Below are 16,240 nucleotides of genomic sequence, written 5' to 3'. Positions count from 1 at the left end.
TACTTTAGGAGCAACACTAACAGTAAGTTTTAAACCTAGTGCATTTAACCAATTACCTAAGTTATAAATTGCCTCAGCACCGGGTTGTGAAAGCAATTCATCTAATTTTTCTAGGTGAAGTTTTGCTTGTTCTGGTGTCATATGTTCTTCTCCTAGCGCTTTTGCTACATGAGTTAACGCTAGTTGAATTAATCTAGGCTCGAATGCTTCTCCTTCTTCCGATTCAAAATGAGTATCGAGATAAAGTGCAGCATAATTTGGATCTTTAAGACGTAAAATTAAATCAGCAAAATAACTATCACTAGTTGGCATTTTCTCTTCTCCTAAATTCTTTCCAAAATTCTATTGCTTTAAGAATATCTTGGTCTTGAGTACTTTTATCGCCTCCACACAGCAGCAGTACAATTGTTGTTCCAATTTGACCAAAATAGATGCGGTATCCAGGACTATAGTTGATTTTTAATTCACACACTCCTTCTCCAACCGAACGATAATTACCAAAATTGCCAAGACTAACTCGGTTGAGTCTTCTTTCAATGATAGTTTTGGCTTTATCCTCGAAAAGATTGTAACCCAATAAAGGTTTCCCCTGATTGTACGTGCTAGACCCAAACCCCAGATAAATGGGCAACCTATGGCGCATTCGCGCCACGCTTCGCTATCAAACCTCCTGACTTATTTATTGGTATTAGGTGATATCCTAAATAAGGTGGCCCATTTATCTACGTGTAAGCTCCCCGAACAAAGTGTACAAAACTTTACCAGTCAAAGCCAAGTTTACAGATATTGAACAAGCGTATTGGATAAATCAATGCGAATATGCTAACAGTTTGATTAATTGTGCTCTTTATCATGTTCGTCAAACTCATTATTCAAGACTTGAAGAGTTGGGCAACGCTTTTACGACTTATTGGCGTGGTGACGAATTGCGGCATGGCTGGAAAACTTACAAATGTTTCACCACTTATCCCGAACTGGTAACCGTACTTAAGGATAATCCTCACTACAAATCTTTGGCTGCACAGGCAGCACAACAAACTTTAAAATCTGTAGGTGAATCGATTACTAGTTATAACTCCTTGGTTAATGCATATTACACTGGTGTTGTTGATAGACCATCGTTACCAAAATATAGAAAAAGTGGTGGACTTGCAGCAATCACATTCCCACGACAAGCACTGACCTACAAAGATGGTTGTTTTTATCCGTCAATTAGTAGAGAAACTAAGCCACATTTGTTAACTGAAATTGCGTTACCCTTACCAGAATTTATTGATTCGGATTGGGTGAAAGAAGTGACAATTCGTCCTTATTATGGGGAGTTCTGGATAGATTGGGTAATTGATGATGGCAAGCAAGTGATTGAAGTTAATCCAAATCTTGATTACACTCAGGCTTGGTCATTTGACCATGGTGGAACTAATTGGTTAACAGGAGTTTCATCCCTTGGTAAAAGCTTAATCATTGATGGTCGGAAATTGAAATCAATGAACCAAGGTTATTGTCGTCTGGTTGCTAAATACAAACAAGGGAAGCCTGATTTTTATTGGGACTCGAATCTTGATAGGATTCAACGCAAGCGTAACAATCAGATGCGAGATGCCATCAACAAAGCTGCCCGATTCATTATTAATCGATGCCTTGCTGATGGCATTGGAAATCTTATTATTGGCTGGAATGAAGGACAGAAAAATGGTTCCGACATGGGCAAACGAGGGAACCAAAATTTTGTACCAATTCCAACTGGTAGGTTAATTGAACGGCTTAAACAACTAGTACCAGAATACGGTATTGTTTTGACAATTACCGAAGAAGCACACACCTCAGTCGCATCGTTTTTGGATGGCGATTTATTACCGAAATACGGTGAGAAACCCGAAGGATATAAACCGTCTGGAAATCGCATTACGCGAGGAACCTACAAAACCAAAAACGGAAAAATTATTCAGGCTGACTGCAATGCTGCTGCCAATATCATGGCTAAAGTAGCCACACAGCTAGGACTTGTCCTAGTCAAGGTGGGTAGGGCGTGTTTGACTGCGCCACATCGGTATGATTTGTTCCGCGATCTCAAGAATTCATTTCGTACAACGTTACGGAGTGTCTCTTGAGAGCACGGACGAAGATCCATGGTAGAATCCCTCGCGTTTTAAACCGAGGGAGAAGTCAAGATAACACCACAATCTGAATCCAAGTCTGTTCACCCACTAGCAAGATTTGTCACGCCAGAAGCAATATCGCTCCTCTTAAAGATAAAAATTGAGCAAATCAAAGAGATTCGTTTGTGGCCTAACGTCATTCTTGTAGTAGCACAAGGATTAACAAGGTTTGTAAGCTACGCCGATTTGCCACCGTTAGTAGAAGCCGAACCACCCAAAAAACAAGATTTTATTCTGTGGCGCAAGCGCTGGCGAAAGAATGAAACAAAGCAAGCTCCTGATTTCTGGCAAGAATTTTATAAACGGAAGTTTCAGCAAGCGAGTTCTGTTGGTGAACTTCACAAATGGGGAGTTTTGGTGGGATACATCAAAAGCGTCCTTTGTCAAACAACCCTCTCCTTCTTACGGAACCAGTATCTACAAGCAAAGCGCTTCATTCAGTCTTTGCTAACAGGCGGTTATCCTACAGCTACAGAAACTATAGCTGCTTGCAATCACTCTTAAAGGTCATACATCCAGGGCAAGCAAATCGCGCTTCGGCTCCCTTGTCTTTAGGTGCTGAAATCTTGTAATGTGCTCAATTTTAACTGAACGCAAAGTTTTCCCAAAATTTTCTGGTTGTTATCGAAAAACAAACGAAGTATAACAGTTAAGATAGAATTATTAAGGCTTGTTTACAGAATTTCCATATTTACCCAAATTCTGTTACAGGAAAAGACCACCTAGATATAAATTCTAAAATCCACTCGCTAAGTTGACTAAACACTTATGACGCTCCCAATCCGTAACGTCGCAATTATTGCCCACGTAGACCACGGCAAAACAACCCTTGTTGATGCTCTCCTCAAACAATCCGGTATCTTTCGAGAAGGAGAAGACGTTCCGGATTGCGTCATGGACTCCAATGACCTAGAACGAGAGAGAGGAATTACAATTCTTGCCAAAAATACGGCTGTTAAATACAAAGAAACTCTCATTAATATTGTTGATACTCCCGGACACGCTGACTTTGGCGGTGAAGTAGAACGTGTCCTCGGTATGGTAGACGGTTGTATCCTGATTGTGGATGCAAACGAAGGCCCAATGCCCCAAACTCGGTTTGTGTTGAAAAAAGCATTGGAAAAAGGGCTGCGCCCCATCGTCGTAGTCAATAAAATTGACCGTCCTCAAGCCGATCCCCATGGTGCGGTCGATAAAGTGTTAGATCTGTTCTTGGAATTAGGAGCAGATGACGATCAGTGTGATTTCCCCTACTTGTTCGCCTCCGGTTTGAGTGGCTACGCTAAAGACGAACTTGAAGACGAAGCTAAGGATATGCAACCCCTGTTTGAAGCTATCCTGCGCCACGTACCACCACCAGTTGGGGATGCGAACAAACCCGTACAACTGCAAGTCACAACTCTAGATTACTCTGAATACCTAGGGCGGATTGTCATTGGTAGAATTCACAATGGCGTCATTCGTATGGGACAGCAAGCCGCATTAGTCAAAGAAAATGGTGAAATTGTCAAAGCAAAAATCAGCAAATTGCTAGGCTTTGAAGGGCTGAAGCGGATTGAAATTTCAGAAGCATCTGCAGGTCACATTGTCGCAGTCGCTGGTTTTGCTGATGCCAATATTGGGGAAACAATCACCGATCCTAACGAACCGCAAGCATTGCCTCTTATTAAAGTAGATGAACCAACTTTGCAAATGACCTTCTGGGTCAACGATTCTCCCTTTGCAGGTCAAGAAGGCAAGTTAGTCACATCGCGTCAAGTGCGCGATCGCCTTATGCGCGAACTCGAAACGAACGTTGCTTTGCGTGTCGAAGAAACCGATTCTCCCGATAAATTCCAAGTTTCCGGTCGAGGAGAACTCCACTTGGGCATCTTAATCGAAACCATGCGTCGGGAAGGTTACGAGTTTCAGGTTTCCCAGCCACAGGTTATTTACCGTGAAGTCAACGGACAACCTTGCGAACCCTTTGAACTTTTGGTGTTAGACATTCCAGAAGATGCAGTTGGTAGCTGTATCGAACGTTTGGGACAACGCAAAGGTGAAATGCAAGATATGCAAGTTGGTGGTAACGGACGTACCCAGCTAGAATTTGTCATTCCTGCTCGTGGATTAATTGGTTTCCGTGGTGAATTCATGCGGATGACTCGTGGTGAAGGTATTATGAACCACAGTTTCCTAGATTACCGTCCCATCAGTGGAGATATTGAAGCTCGTAATAAGGGTGTATTAATCTCCTTTGAAGAAGGCGTTGCCACCTTCTATGCAATGAAAAACGCTGAAGATAGAGGTTCCTTCTTTATCACTCCAGGTACTAAAGTATACAAAGGTATGATTGTGGGAGAACACAACCGTCCCCAAGATTTGGAATTGAACGTCTGTAAGACCAAGCAACTTACTAACCACCGTGCAGCTGGTGGTGAAGAATTGGTTCAGTTACAAGCACCTGTGGACATGAGCCTAGAGCGTGCTTTGGAATACATTGGACCAGAGGAATTGGTGGAAGTCACTCCCCAATCCATTCGTCTGCGGAAGATGACGAAGAAGTTGGCGAAGAGATAGGGGCTAGGGACTGGGGACTGGCGACTGGGGACTAGGGACTGGGAAAATTTACTCCCCAATCGCCAATCGCCAATCGCTAATCCCCATTACCCCTTATCCCCAAAGGGAACCCCTGCCTGCCCCTTATCCCCAGAGGGGGCCCCACCTTCCCCAATCGCCTACTTCGGCTTATAACCGTAACTCAACTCAAAATTCCGCTTTGTAGATTGCGCCGGATCTAAACCGCCGTTGCGGGCGCGTCGGCGCAAATCGCCAAAGTCGGGGGAAGCACTGATAGCATCTTCAATACTTATTTGACCGCTAAGCATTAACTCGCATAAGGCGTGATTCATCACTTGCATTCCTTCGCCAGTACTGCTTTCCATAAGTTGGAATGCTTCTACCTCGTCACCCTTGAGCAAGTAATCTTGCATGGCTGGTGTATTCATTAAAATTTCTAGCGCTGCTACGCGACGACCATCAGTTGTAGGTAGTAACTGTTGAGCGACGATCGCAACTAATGAGTCAACTATTTGGACGCGCATGGCTGCTTGCTCTTCTGGATTATAAATATTAAGCAAGCGATTGATTGACCCAATAGCGTTTTTGGTATGAAGAGTTCCTAAAACTAAGTGACCTGTTTGTGCGGCTTTTAATGCGGTGTCAACAGTTATGCGATCGCGCATTTCTCCAATCAAAATTACGTCAGGATCTTCCCGTAACACCGACCTTAAAGCGTGATGAAATTCATTCGTATGTAAGCCCACTTCTCGCTGACTAATGAGGGATTTTTGAGAAGCGTGAACGTACTCAATGGGATCTTCTATGGTGATAATGTGTTTTTGTGCTGTCTCATTGAGATGGCGAATCATTGCGGCTAAAGTTGTAGACTTTCCGGAACCAGTTGGTCCTGTTATCAAAACAAGTCCTTGCTTGTGACCAATAATATATTTAAGGATTTGTGGTAAACCCAAACCATCAATAGAGGGAACTTGCAATGTAATTAATCTCAGTACCATTGCACCGCCATTTAAAGTCTCAAAACAATTGACACGACAACGTAAGAAACCGGGATAAAAAACGGCTGTATCCAATTCTTTGGTTTCTGCAAACCGTTGTCTTGCATTTTGAGAGAGAATTTCCTCCAAATACCCCTCGAAAATTTTGGTTGAAACTTTTTCTGCTTTTTCATAGGAGATCATCTCTCCCCGAATCCGAAAGCGGGGAACTTCCCCTACGCGAATATGAATATCAGATGCATGGCGATCGTAAGCGTCGCGTACTAATTGCTGAATTGAAATGGCATTTTTTTGCACTCGCTCAACCTTTTGTAAAAGCGGGTGATTGGGCGGAGGCGGAGGTAAATGCGATTGTTTTTGATTTTTAAACCGCGACATTAAATCGTCATCCATATGAGTTTCCTTCGGTAGATGTGGAATAAACAGAAACGGTTAAACTAACTGGGTTAGAACAAACCCACGTTAGAAATAAGTTCTACTTAAGTAAACCGTAAATATACTTGAATTCTAATTCCTGTAATTGACGCAGTAAATCGTAAAATATGAAACTTTCAATAAGGAACATCAAAATTTATACGATGAAAGATTAAAGTATCTCGTTGCCCAAAATCTAGAAGCCTTGGTGTTCAGCTTACCAAGCTTGCCTACGCAGCTTCTCAACAACTTATTTGAAAAATTTAACACTTGGAGAGAGGGAGCATCCCGATTTGGCACATTGCCCTCAGAATAGAATTCTGGGGCTATACAAACAAAGCCTACGGAGGTAGGCTTTGTACTAGTCTGCGTAGGCGGACTTCGTTTGTGTAGCGGCGATTTCTAATCGCGGGCGTGTTTTTTCCAAATTGGGATGTTCCCTGGAGAGAAAAGCAAAAAATCAGGTAAACAAATTCATGATGCTAATATTGTGGCAACCATGCAGGCTTATAACATCTCTCAATTACTTACTCATAATATTTCTGATTTTAACAGATTTGCTCATCTCATTACCTTGCTACGACTAGAGGAAAACACATAGATTAAAGTCTGCCAGCACGGACTTTGTTTGTATAGCCCCACCCTTTTAGAGGCGAAAGGGAAAATTTACAGTTTCCAGATCCCCGACGAATCAAAGAAGTCGGGGATCTAACGCTTCACAAATGATTTAGGATTACTATAGTACAAAAATGAAATCTGTTCGTTGAGCAATGCTGTTTGGGAATAATAAATGGAAGTCCTAATTGTGACATTTTTGTAAAAAATAGCAGCTAGCCCAGCAACAATGAAAATTATTAAAAACATTACTAACTGGTTAGAAACCCGCGCTTGTGCCCCTGCATACGGTGGTTGGGTTTTAATGGGAATTGCTATTTGTTTTTTTGGGGCAGGTATTAATACAATGGCGGGCTGGCTGTATGCGATTAGTGGCGTTAGTTTTGCTCTGTTAGGCTTGGCATCTGTCCTACCACCGCGATCGCTTTTGGGTTTAGTCGTAAAACATCTTCCTATCGAACCAGTGACAGCTGGTGACGATCTCATAGTTGAGTTGGAAATCTTCAATCAAGCACGGCAACCAGCCACCTTGCTGCAAGTCCAAGATATGCTACCTTTTGTTTTAGGAAAACCCGTACAGAAATCAATTGAAAGAATTCCTAATGGTGAGTCCTATCGCTGGGTATACCACCAACCAACACAGCGTCGGGGAATTTTTCGTTGGCAAACAGTCGAACTTGGAACTGGTGCTCCTTTGGGGCTGTTTTGGTGTCGGCGATTGCGAGATGCACCTGTTGTGGCAATTGTTTATCCCAAAGTCTTACCCCTCACAACTTGTCCCCTCATCGATGAAATGGGAGATGAAGATAGTAAAAGAGGCGATCCCCGTGGTAGACCTTTACAAACAGCCACCCAAGGATCAACTCGTTGTCTTCGTCCTTACCATATAGGAGATCCCATTCGTCTCATTCATTGGCGCACCAGTGCTCGTTACGGAGAATTACGAGTGCGAGAGTTAGAACTCGTCACAGGAGGGCAAGAAATCATTATTGCTATTGATAGTGCGGGCAATTGGAACGAAGATAATTTTGAACAAGCCGTCATTGCAGCAGCATCGTTATATTTTTACGCACATCGACAGCAAATACAGGTAGCACTGTGGACGGCATCAACAGGGATAATTAGAGGTCAACGAGTCGTCCAGGAAGCTCTAGCTGCGATCGCATTTCATGAAGATGGTTGTGTACAACCTCCCCACGCTCCCCTCATTTGGTTAACACAAAACCCTTTAACACTTTCTTCTCTACCCAATGGTAGTCGTTGGGTATTGTGGCAAGACATTTCCACGGTACAAGAACAAGTTATTGTAAATAAAGATTACCCAGGCATACAAGTAGATACTCAAAAACCACTCCAAACCCAGTTACAAAAAACCATTCGATAGGCAAATCTTGTGCATTCACAACTTGAATAAGTGTTGAAACCGCCGATAAACGCGCATATACGCGGATACGTTTCCTTTCATCAGCGTGCATCTGCTACGGGCTGCGGTTCAAAATTCCTTCTAAAGATGAGGGACAACCCCCCATATCACCCTACGTTGACTGCGGTACAATGCAAAGAAATATTTAAATTATGAGTAGCCGAGTCGATGATTTCACCAGAAGTTAACTCAAAATCCACCGAGCATAGCTTGGAGGCAATGAGACATTTTTCCGAACAATACGCAAAGCGCACAGGCACTTTCTTTTGTGCGGAACCTTCAGTAACAGCAGTTGTGATTGAAGGGCTTGCCAAGCATAAAGACGAACTAGGTGCTCCCTTGTGTCCCTGTCGTCATTATGAAGACAAAGAAGCAGAAGTTAAAGCCACTTTTTGGAATTGTCCGTGCGTACCAATGCGAGAGCGGAAAGAGTGCCATTGTATGCTATTCCTTAGACCAGATCAGGAATTTGCCGGAGATAAACAAGAAATCTCTTTAGACACAATTAAAGAAATCAGAGAGACAATGGCGTGAACGAAAGAATGCCCGAAGAGTTTTGGCAAAGTGTAGAGCAGTTTAATACCGGGCAGTATTATGACTGTCATGACACTTTAGAGGCTTTGTGGATTGAAGCAACAGAGCCAGAAAAAACTTTTTATCAAGGCATTCTTCAAATTGCGGTGGCACTGTATCATTTGGGTAACAATAACTTGCGGGGAGCAGCGATTTTGCTTGGAGAAGGCAGCAATCGCTTGCGACGTTACCCATCGGATTACGGCAGTATTGATGTGGATGAATTATTAGATCGAAGTGCGGCACTACTGACAGCATTACAAGAAGCAGAGCTAAAAAAGAATGCTACTTTTGACTTGAGCCACGAGATTTTACCTCACATTGTGAGAATAGGGAGTAGGGATTAGGGAAGGTTGTAAAATTTTGTAATGAAACTTAAAGAGTCAAAAAGCGTCTAAAACTTTAGCTAGTAGCGATCCGCAGGATAGTTCAAATTGTGTATTGTATCTCTGGGAGAAGTACTTGCGAGAATTAGAATAACAGGCGACCTCGTAATTACCAAACGTATAATATGAAGCCCCACTACCAATTCCCTCAAATTAAAATGCACTGTTCTGGATTAGCCTTGCTGCTAAGTGCTGCACTTACAAGTGCAATCGCATTATTACCTAGCCAAGTACAAACAGCTACCGCACAAACGCCTCAAACTTCCGCACAGCCAAACCGTCCTTTATACATCCGTGGCAAAGTTCAAGAATATAACTCGAAAACACAAGTCGCAACTGTTCGCGGCGATGTAGAGCTTGTATACCCAGCCCGAGGAATTCAAGCAACTGCCGCACAAGCACAATACTTTACTCGCGAACGTCAGATTATTCTTAGCGGTAATGTCTACGTATTGCAAGAAGGACGCAATAGTATTAAAGCTGAGACGGTAACTTATTTGATTGACGAAGGGCGATTTGTTGCTACACCCAAACAAGGTCGTCAGGTAGAATCCATTTATATCGTTAACGATAGCAATAACCCAACGACTGCACCTGCTCCTGCAACACCACCTTTAAAGAAATCTAATTAGTCATTAGTCATTAGTCATTTGTCATTATTTATGAATACCTCTAGCTTGTCCCTACCCCCTACCCCCTAACCTGAGAGTGAAAATTGTTTTAGAGAACGTTCATAAATCCTATGGCAAACGAGCCATTGTCAATCGCGTTAACCTTTCGGTTGGGCAAGGAGAAATCGTTGGTTTACTCGGTCCTAATGGTGCGGGGAAAACGACGACTTTTTACATAGCCACCGGCTTGGAAAAGCCAGATCGGGGAAGGGTCTGGTTAGATAAAATGGATGTGACTCCACTACCAATGCACAAAAGGGCGCGGTTGGGAATTGGCTATCTCGCACAGGAAGCCAGTATTTTTCGTCAACTCACTGTCCGAGAAAACATTTTGTTAGTCCTCGAACAAACCAATGTACCTCGTTGGGAATGGGCGCGGAGACTAGACACTTTACTTCAAGAGTTTCGTTTGGAAAAAGTCGCTAAAAGCAAAGGAATTCAACTTTCTGGCGGCGAACGACGCCGAACCGAACTAGCACGAGCTTTGGCTGCAGGAAAAGAAGGACCCTCATTTTTACTTCTGGATGAACCATTTGCCGGAGTCGATCCCATTGCTGTGTCAGAAATTCAGCAAATTGTGGCTCGATTGAGCGATCGCAATATGGGTATCCTAATTACAGACCATAATGTCCGCGAAACTCTTGCCATTACAGATCGCGGTTATATCATGCGTGAGGGGCAAATTCTTGCTTCTGGCACATCCGACGAACTATACAAAAATCCTTTAGTGCGTCAGTACTATTTAGGAGATAATTTTCAGGTATAGACGCTCGTCATTAGTCACTTGTCATGCGTCATTGGTAAGAATTATCAGCATATAAACATTTTCTAGTGTAGTTCAGTTTATTTCCGCCTAGCTACTTGTACTTTAGAGATTTTTTTTATTTTATTTACCATTTATCTGTGACAAATGACAAATGACAAATTACAAATGATAAATGACAAATGACAAATGACACAAATTAAGTCTTTCTATACCTTTAATTCGCTGTTACCCTTTTCGCTCATGGATCGTTACCTAGTCAGCGAATTAATCCCACCATTTTTGTTTGGAGTCGGAGCATTTACATCAATCGGTGTTTCAATTGATGTTGTCTTTGAATTAATCAGAAAAATAGTTGAATCTGGGTTACCATTAACCATTGCCATTCAAGTTTTCTTCCTGAAAATGTCGGGTTTCATCGTATATGCTTTTCCCATGTCCACGCTTCTGGCTACGTTGATGACTTACAGCCGTCTTTCTAGCGAAAGCGAACTGATTGCCTTACGCGGGTGTGGGGTGAGTGTTTACCGCATGGTACTGACTGGAGTAATGTTGAGTCTTGTCGTCACAGGATTATCATTTTTATTTAACGAGCAGATTGTCCCTGCAGCAAATTACCAAGCATCTCAAATTTTAGACAAGGCATTAAAGTCAGACCAACCTGCGATCGCTAAGCGGCAAAATCTTTTCTACCCAGAGTACCAAAAAGTTAAGCAGGAGGATGGAAGTAAGAAAAAAGTTTTGACACGTTTGTTCTATGCGGATGAATTCGATGGACAACAAATGAAAGGCTTGACTATTCTAGACCGTTCCCAAGAAGGAGTGAATCAAATAGTTGTTGCAGAATCCGGGGAATGGAATCCGAGTCAGAATGTCTGGGATTTTTACAACGGTACTATTTATCTAGTTGCTTCCGATAGCTCGTATCGTAATATTCTACGATTTGAACGCCAACAACTAAAACTACCGCGTACAGCATTGGATCTGGCACAGAAAAGTCGGGATTATGGCGAGATGAACATAGCCCAAGCGTTGGAGCAACTAGAAATTGAGCGTTTAGGCGGTGACGAGCAAAAAATTCGCAAACTCGAAGTTCGGATTCAACAGAAATTTTCCTTACCCTTTGTATGTGTTGTGTTTGGCTTAGTCGGTGCAGCCATGGGAACAATACCACAAAGAACCGGTAGAGGAACAAGTTTTGGGATCAGCGTTATAGTTATTTTCACTTATTATTTACTGTGGTTTATTAGTGGTGCCATGGGGGAAGCTGCTGTTCTGTCTCCGTTTATGGCAGCTTGGTTGTCAAATTTTATAGGTTTGGGAATTGGTTTATATCTCTTATCACGGGTAGCCCAAAGGTAAATTAAATTCAAAAGTCATCCGTAGGGCAATGACTTCTCCTTGTAAAAGGAGTAACATAGAAGAAGATTCCACTTCTAGAAATTTATTTTTAGTAAATTTATATACTGTTGAACGCAAGACATATCAATAATCACTGTACGGGTGCGGCGGTCTTGCGCCCCTACCGCTCGCTAACCAGATAACTTCTAGTAAATTCCAATACTGCCGCTCATGCCACAACGTCACTACCCTCCCGCTTACCTACGCTATTTCAAAGCCCGGTTATGGAACTTGGCGAGACCTGGTTTTTGGGGAACAGCGATTTTTTTATCTGTCATCGGGTTAGTTATAAAGGAGTATTGGGTACAACCAGATTTGGCGAACAAACAGGAAGATCGCTTTGGTGCTAATAAAGCGGCTGACCCATCTTTGACACCAGAAGACAAAGCTATTGCTGCCGATATTGATAATTTGCCTCTTTTGGTTGGTGATTCTGTTCCAGCAAATTTACCAAAAGTCAAAAACCTAAGCCAAAATCAAGCAAATAAGAACAAAACTTTATTAGATAGATTAAACGATCGCGATCGGAGTTCCTCAAGTAATAACAAATCAAAATCGGAAGATACATCGGGTAACTCCGCATTAACTAATAAGGTAGATAATCCTTTTTTGGCACAAGCAGAGACTTTGCTGAAGTTTAGTAACTTACAAGAGGCAAGTCAGCCAACATCAACATCTTCTCAATCTACTGTAGGACAAACTTCTTTGAGTTTGGGTATTGGACTCAACAATGGTACTAATGTTGGTCAAACGACAACTCAAGAAAATCCCTTACAAACAGCACTTAATAAATCAACCAGCCCAAATCAAATCAGTCAAGTTAATACCACATCAACTCAAGTTAACCCCCTCAATTCCCTAACACCACCAGTAAGCGGTACATCTATTCAGAATCCCAAACCTAGCAATGGGTTGATTGGAGGTGGAGGCAATTCACCATCAAACATTAACTATGGCAGTGGGTACAACACACAGCCAGGACTAGTCACTCAACCACAAAATATTAACTTAGGTACAAACTACACACCACAAGGACAAACAGGGCTTTTACCACAAAATTCCATACCTGGGACAAGTTATACACAGCCATTACCTGTAAATCAACTCCAAAATACTATTCCATCTACAGGTTACCTGCAGCCCGGTATAACAAATCAGCCACAAATTAATCAGCTACCTAGCTCTACTGCACCTGGTGTAAATTACACTCAACCAACACAATTGTACCAACCTCAAAGTTTTTACACGAATCGTGATGAGCGCAACTTGGCTAACTTTGTAGATTCAGTCAGGCATAGGAGTGTATATAACAATGTCAATAGCACTCCAGCATTGCCTAATGTGCCACAGCAAACGCCAGTTGTGCCATCATCGGTTCCCGCGCCCGTACCTTACTATAACTCTGTCCCAAATCAAGGTACTGTTATAACCTATCCCAACTCCACCGTTCCCAACTATGGAAGTTCGGGCTTGCAACAACAATCTATTCCTCAATATAACTATTCATCTCCCGGTCAAATTCCTGGGCAATAACCTCTCCAGTACCCACCCTACGTATTTAGGTAATCATAAGAGCACCGAAGGGATCTGTGAGAATCGTTTATTCACGCATAATGACATGACTTACTCAAGAGGATAAACTTTTTGATCCTCCATTACGGCTTTGACGGTATCCAGTTCAGCCAACTCATATACCCCAGGAACACTTATTTCAAGTGGGATGATACCTAGTAAATTGAAATGCTCAGCTAACAGTTTTCCATCATTGTCTCGAGCAATTTTACGAATATCGTTTAGTGCCTGCTTTTCCAATCTACTAATGTTTTTGATAGCAGATATATGCTGGTCAGAAAATTTTTGAGGATGGGAGAGTTGGTTAATATTATTTTTCAAGTTAAGTAAAACAAGCACGCGAACGACTTGATGCGGATTTAGTTCGTTCAGGCGATGAGTAAACTCCGAACTAATTTTACTGTGATGGAATAATTCTTTTTCTACTTGAGTCTTTGTCATAGCCGATCGCCTCGTATACAATATGCGACTAGGTAATTAGAAAGCAGCACTTGAATTTGTAACGCTGCCTACAATATTTCACGCCCCCTAGCTTTTTTTATATGAAAATAATTTGAGGAACTTGTGAGGATTTTGCAAGAGCGAGTTTCTTGCGTATGAAAAACTGCCTATACTAAGGATTATGTTGGAAAAGTAGGCAAAAAAAGCTGTTATTCGGAGAAATAGAAAAAAAGCTAAAATAGTTATATCAAATTTAATAACTTTATATTTACAGGACTCCTATTTGATTTTTGAAATGTACATAGTAGGTAGGGCTATGCCGCACATATGATACTTTTGTGCGGCATAGCCCTACCTACTTAAAATTTTTCATAAATCATTTATGATTCCCATAGCTTGCAAATTCCCCAATCCCTATAAGTAAGTACGAGGCAGCTAGTGACCACTAAAAAACCTTTAGTAGCAGAAAATGATTATAGTGAACCATCTAACAATGCGCGTTGGATGTGGCTGTGGTTGGGGATGGGTGCGATCGCACTAGTTTCCGCAACATTGGGGGGACTGCTTGCAGTTTCTATGACTAGCACGCCTTTGATGCAGACCAAACTAACCCCAAAGGAAGCGGAAGTCTTTGAGAGTGCGAGCTTAGCCGGAGAAGGGCTAAAATTTTCCGAGTTAACTCGTCCTGTCAATATTTTAGTTATGGGGATGAGCGTACTTCCACCAGATATTCAAGATCCACCAAAGGGAGCAAAAAAGCCGAGTTACTTACCCCAAGTTAACTCCTTTAAAGGGCTTTCGGATGTTATGCTTTTGGTCAGACTAGACCCAGAGGAAAAAAAAATAGTTATTCTTTCGGTTCCTAGAGACACTCGTGTTTCTTTAGAAGGGCATGGTGTCGTTAAAATTAATGCAGCTAATGTTGTTGGTGGACCTGCTTTAAGTGCTAAAACAGTCAGCGAACTCCTAGGGGGAGTAGAAATTGACCGCTATATCAGAATTAATGTTTTAGGAGTTAACAAGTTAATTGATGCTTTGGGAGGCGTCACCGTTGATGTTCCCTATGATATGAAGTATCGAGATGATTCTCAACACTTATATATAAATTTAAAGAAAGGGAAACAACATCTTAATGGGGATAAAACGTTACAAATGTTGCGTTTTCGTCATGATGGTCGTGGCGATCTAGGTCGAGTTGAGCGACAGCATACAGTTATGCGATCGCTAGCAGAGCAAACTCTCAACCCCGCTTTACTAGCAAAATTTCCCCAAATTCTTAATGTTGTTCGGTCTCATTTGGATACCAATTTAACAGTTGAGGAAATTTTGACCCTCGTTAATTTTGGAGTACAGACAGGTAACTCTAATATGGAAATGCTAACACTTCCAGGTAGAGCTAGCACATTTAATGAGTACAAAACCAGCTATTGGATACCCGATGCCAAGCAGATTGAAAAAATGGCGCTCGAGAATTTCGATCTGCAAGTGATGAATCTACCCCAATCTTCTGATTCAACTCAGCAACAAATCGTCATTAAAGACAGTACGTCTGGCAATAGTGAAAGTTTGCAAAATTTAATGCGTTCCCTAGAAGTCGTGGGATACTCGAGCACTTACATACCCGAACCTTGGCGAGAACCTTTAGATACAACTTACATTATTGTCCGAAATGGAAATCGCGATACTGCTGAAGCAATTCGTACCATTCTGGGATTTGGAGAAGTGCGCGTGCAAGAAGAAGGTAGCTTTGACTCAAATATTACCATTGATTCGCCTGTGACAATTGTGTTGGGCAAGGATTGGTTGGAAAACCAAAATGATACTAATTTTTCTTACTAGTAGTTAGCTCTATATTGGCGAGTGCACGATTTCTAAAAAGATTCGAGAACTCTCAGCAAAAAAAATTCCTCTAATCGCGATCGTTGGCGAACAAGAAAAAGTCAATGGTACTGTTAATATTTGTCGCTTGGGCGTTGCAGGACAGGAAGAAATCGAATTTGTCAAGCTTAAAGAAGCCATTAAATCTTTATCTTAAGAATTATATAGGAATCATAAATAATTTGTAACACTTTTTAAGTACAGTAGGGTGGGCATTGCCCACCAAAAGTCTTGTTGGTGGGCAATGCCCACCCTACTACCGTATATTTCACAAATCAAATAGGATTCCTATAGAACGTAAATGTAGCTGAAACCTTTGCCATTTCTAGAGAAACCGACAATTCTTGACAAGGATTTGTGTTAAGCTACAAGACTAAACTCTACACC

General features: G+C 41.9%; 16 protein-coding genes. 12 read left to right on the top strand and 4 right to left on the bottom strand.

What is annotated here, in order from left to right; all coding sequences use genetic code 11:
- Both ACKTT2_RS14970 and ACKTT2_RS14965 read right to left on the bottom strand, forming a co-directional pair.
- On the bottom strand, positions 1-312 hold a 312-nt coding region (locus ACKTT2_RS14970; protein WP_407888161.1), incomplete at its 3' end, for a helix-turn-helix domain-containing transcriptional regulator.
- Entirely contained in the window at positions 302-577 is a 276-nt protein-coding gene (locus tag ACKTT2_RS14965; protein ID WP_407888159.1) for a type II toxin-antitoxin system RelE/ParE family toxin, read from the bottom strand. The genes ACKTT2_RS14965 and ACKTT2_RS14970, both read right to left, overlap by 11 nt.
- A 169-nt stretch (positions 578-746) precedes the next feature.
- Here ACKTT2_RS14965 and ACKTT2_RS14960 point away from each other — a divergent pair, with 169 nt between their 5' ends.
- From ACKTT2_RS14960 to typA, 3 genes are all read left to right on the top strand, one after another.
- A complete protein-coding gene (locus ACKTT2_RS14960) occupies positions 747-2,111 on the top strand; it encodes an RNA-guided endonuclease InsQ/TnpB family protein (protein ID WP_407888157.1) in 1,365 nt (454 codons plus the stop codon).
- 171 nt (positions 2,112-2,282) lie between these two features.
- The gene (locus ACKTT2_RS14955; RefSeq protein ID WP_407888155.1) at positions 2,283-2,663 is read left to right on the top strand and encodes a hypothetical protein; all 381 of its coding nucleotides are present in this window, start codon (positions 2,283-2,285) and stop codon (positions 2,661-2,663) included.
- A 264-nt stretch (positions 2,664-2,927) separates the two neighbouring features.
- Entirely contained in the window at positions 2,928-4,718 is a 1,791-nt protein-coding gene (gene typA / locus ACKTT2_RS14950) for a translational GTPase TypA (RefSeq protein ID WP_407888153.1), read from the top strand.
- 158 nt (positions 4,719-4,876) lie between these two features.
- Here the strand turns inward: typA and ACKTT2_RS14945 are convergent, their stop codons facing one another.
- The gene (locus tag ACKTT2_RS14945; RefSeq protein ID WP_407888150.1) at positions 4,877-6,109 is read right to left on the bottom strand and encodes a type IV pilus twitching motility protein PilT; all 1,233 of its coding nucleotides are present in this window, start codon (positions 6,107-6,109) and stop codon (positions 4,877-4,879) included.
- A gap of 865 nt (positions 6,110-6,974) precedes the next feature.
- Between ACKTT2_RS14945 and ACKTT2_RS14940 the strand changes: the two genes are divergently transcribed.
- From ACKTT2_RS14940 to ACKTT2_RS14910, 7 genes are all read left to right on the top strand, one after another.
- Positions 6,975-8,129, top strand: a complete 1,155-nt coding sequence (locus ACKTT2_RS14940) for a DUF58 domain-containing protein (protein ID WP_407888148.1) — start codon at positions 6,975-6,977, stop codon at positions 8,127-8,129.
- Between the two features lie 207 nt (positions 8,130-8,336).
- On the top strand, positions 8,337-8,702 hold the full coding sequence (locus tag ACKTT2_RS14935; protein ID WP_407888146.1) for a ferredoxin thioredoxin reductase catalytic beta subunit: 366 nt from the start codon (positions 8,337-8,339) through the stop codon (positions 8,700-8,702).
- Positions 8,699-9,088, top strand: a complete 390-nt coding sequence (locus tag ACKTT2_RS14930) for a DUF309 domain-containing protein (RefSeq protein WP_407888144.1) — start codon at positions 8,699-8,701, stop codon at positions 9,086-9,088. Before ACKTT2_RS14935 ends, ACKTT2_RS14930 begins: the two co-directional genes overlap by 4 nt.
- Positions 9,089-9,252: 164 nt before the next feature.
- Positions 9,253-9,759 carry an LptA/OstA family protein gene (locus ACKTT2_RS14925; RefSeq protein WP_407888142.1) on the top strand — a complete coding sequence of 169 codons (507 nt, stop codon included), beginning with the start codon at positions 9,253-9,255 and terminating at the stop codon, positions 9,757-9,759.
- A gap of 76 nt (positions 9,760-9,835) precedes the next feature.
- The gene (gene lptB / locus ACKTT2_RS14920) at positions 9,836-10,564 is read left to right on the top strand and encodes an LPS export ABC transporter ATP-binding protein (protein WP_407888139.1); all 729 of its coding nucleotides are present in this window, start codon (positions 9,836-9,838) and stop codon (positions 10,562-10,564) included.
- A gap of 186 nt (positions 10,565-10,750) precedes the next feature.
- Positions 10,751-11,923: an LptF/LptG family permease gene (locus ACKTT2_RS14915; RefSeq protein WP_407888137.1), complete on the top strand. Its 1,173-nt coding sequence runs from the start codon at positions 10,751-10,753 to the stop codon at positions 11,921-11,923.
- 210 nt (positions 11,924-12,133) lie between these two features.
- Positions 12,134-13,495: a hypothetical protein gene (locus tag ACKTT2_RS14910; protein ID WP_407888135.1), complete on the top strand. Its 1,362-nt coding sequence runs from the start codon at positions 12,134-12,136 to the stop codon at positions 13,493-13,495.
- A gap of 90 nt (positions 13,496-13,585) precedes the next feature.
- Here ACKTT2_RS14910 and ACKTT2_RS14905 read toward each other — a convergent pair whose 3' ends face one another.
- Positions 13,586-13,975: a hypothetical protein gene (locus ACKTT2_RS14905; RefSeq protein WP_407888133.1), complete on the bottom strand. Its 390-nt coding sequence runs from the start codon at positions 13,973-13,975 to the stop codon at positions 13,586-13,588.
- Between the two features lie 438 nt (positions 13,976-14,413).
- Between ACKTT2_RS14905 and ACKTT2_RS14900 the strand changes: the two genes are divergently transcribed.
- A complete protein-coding gene (locus tag ACKTT2_RS14900; RefSeq protein WP_407888131.1) occupies positions 14,414-15,814 on the top strand; it encodes an LCP family protein in 1,401 nt (466 codons plus the stop codon).
- A gap of 13 nt (positions 15,815-15,827) precedes the next feature.
- Positions 15,828-16,010, top strand: coding sequence for a His/Gly/Thr/Pro-type tRNA ligase C-terminal domain-containing protein (locus ACKTT2_RS14895; protein WP_407888165.1), 183 nt, complete (start codon positions 15,828-15,830; stop codon positions 16,008-16,010).
- The last annotated feature ends 230 nt before the right edge of the window (positions 16,011-16,240 follow it).

This window comes from Scytonema hankhaensis NUACC26 (genome assembly GCF_045865695.1).
Taxonomy (GTDB): Bacteria; Cyanobacteriota; Cyanobacteriia; order Cyanobacteriales; family Nostocaceae; genus Scytonema.
This window is presented reverse-complemented; position numbering and strand designations above follow the sequence as displayed.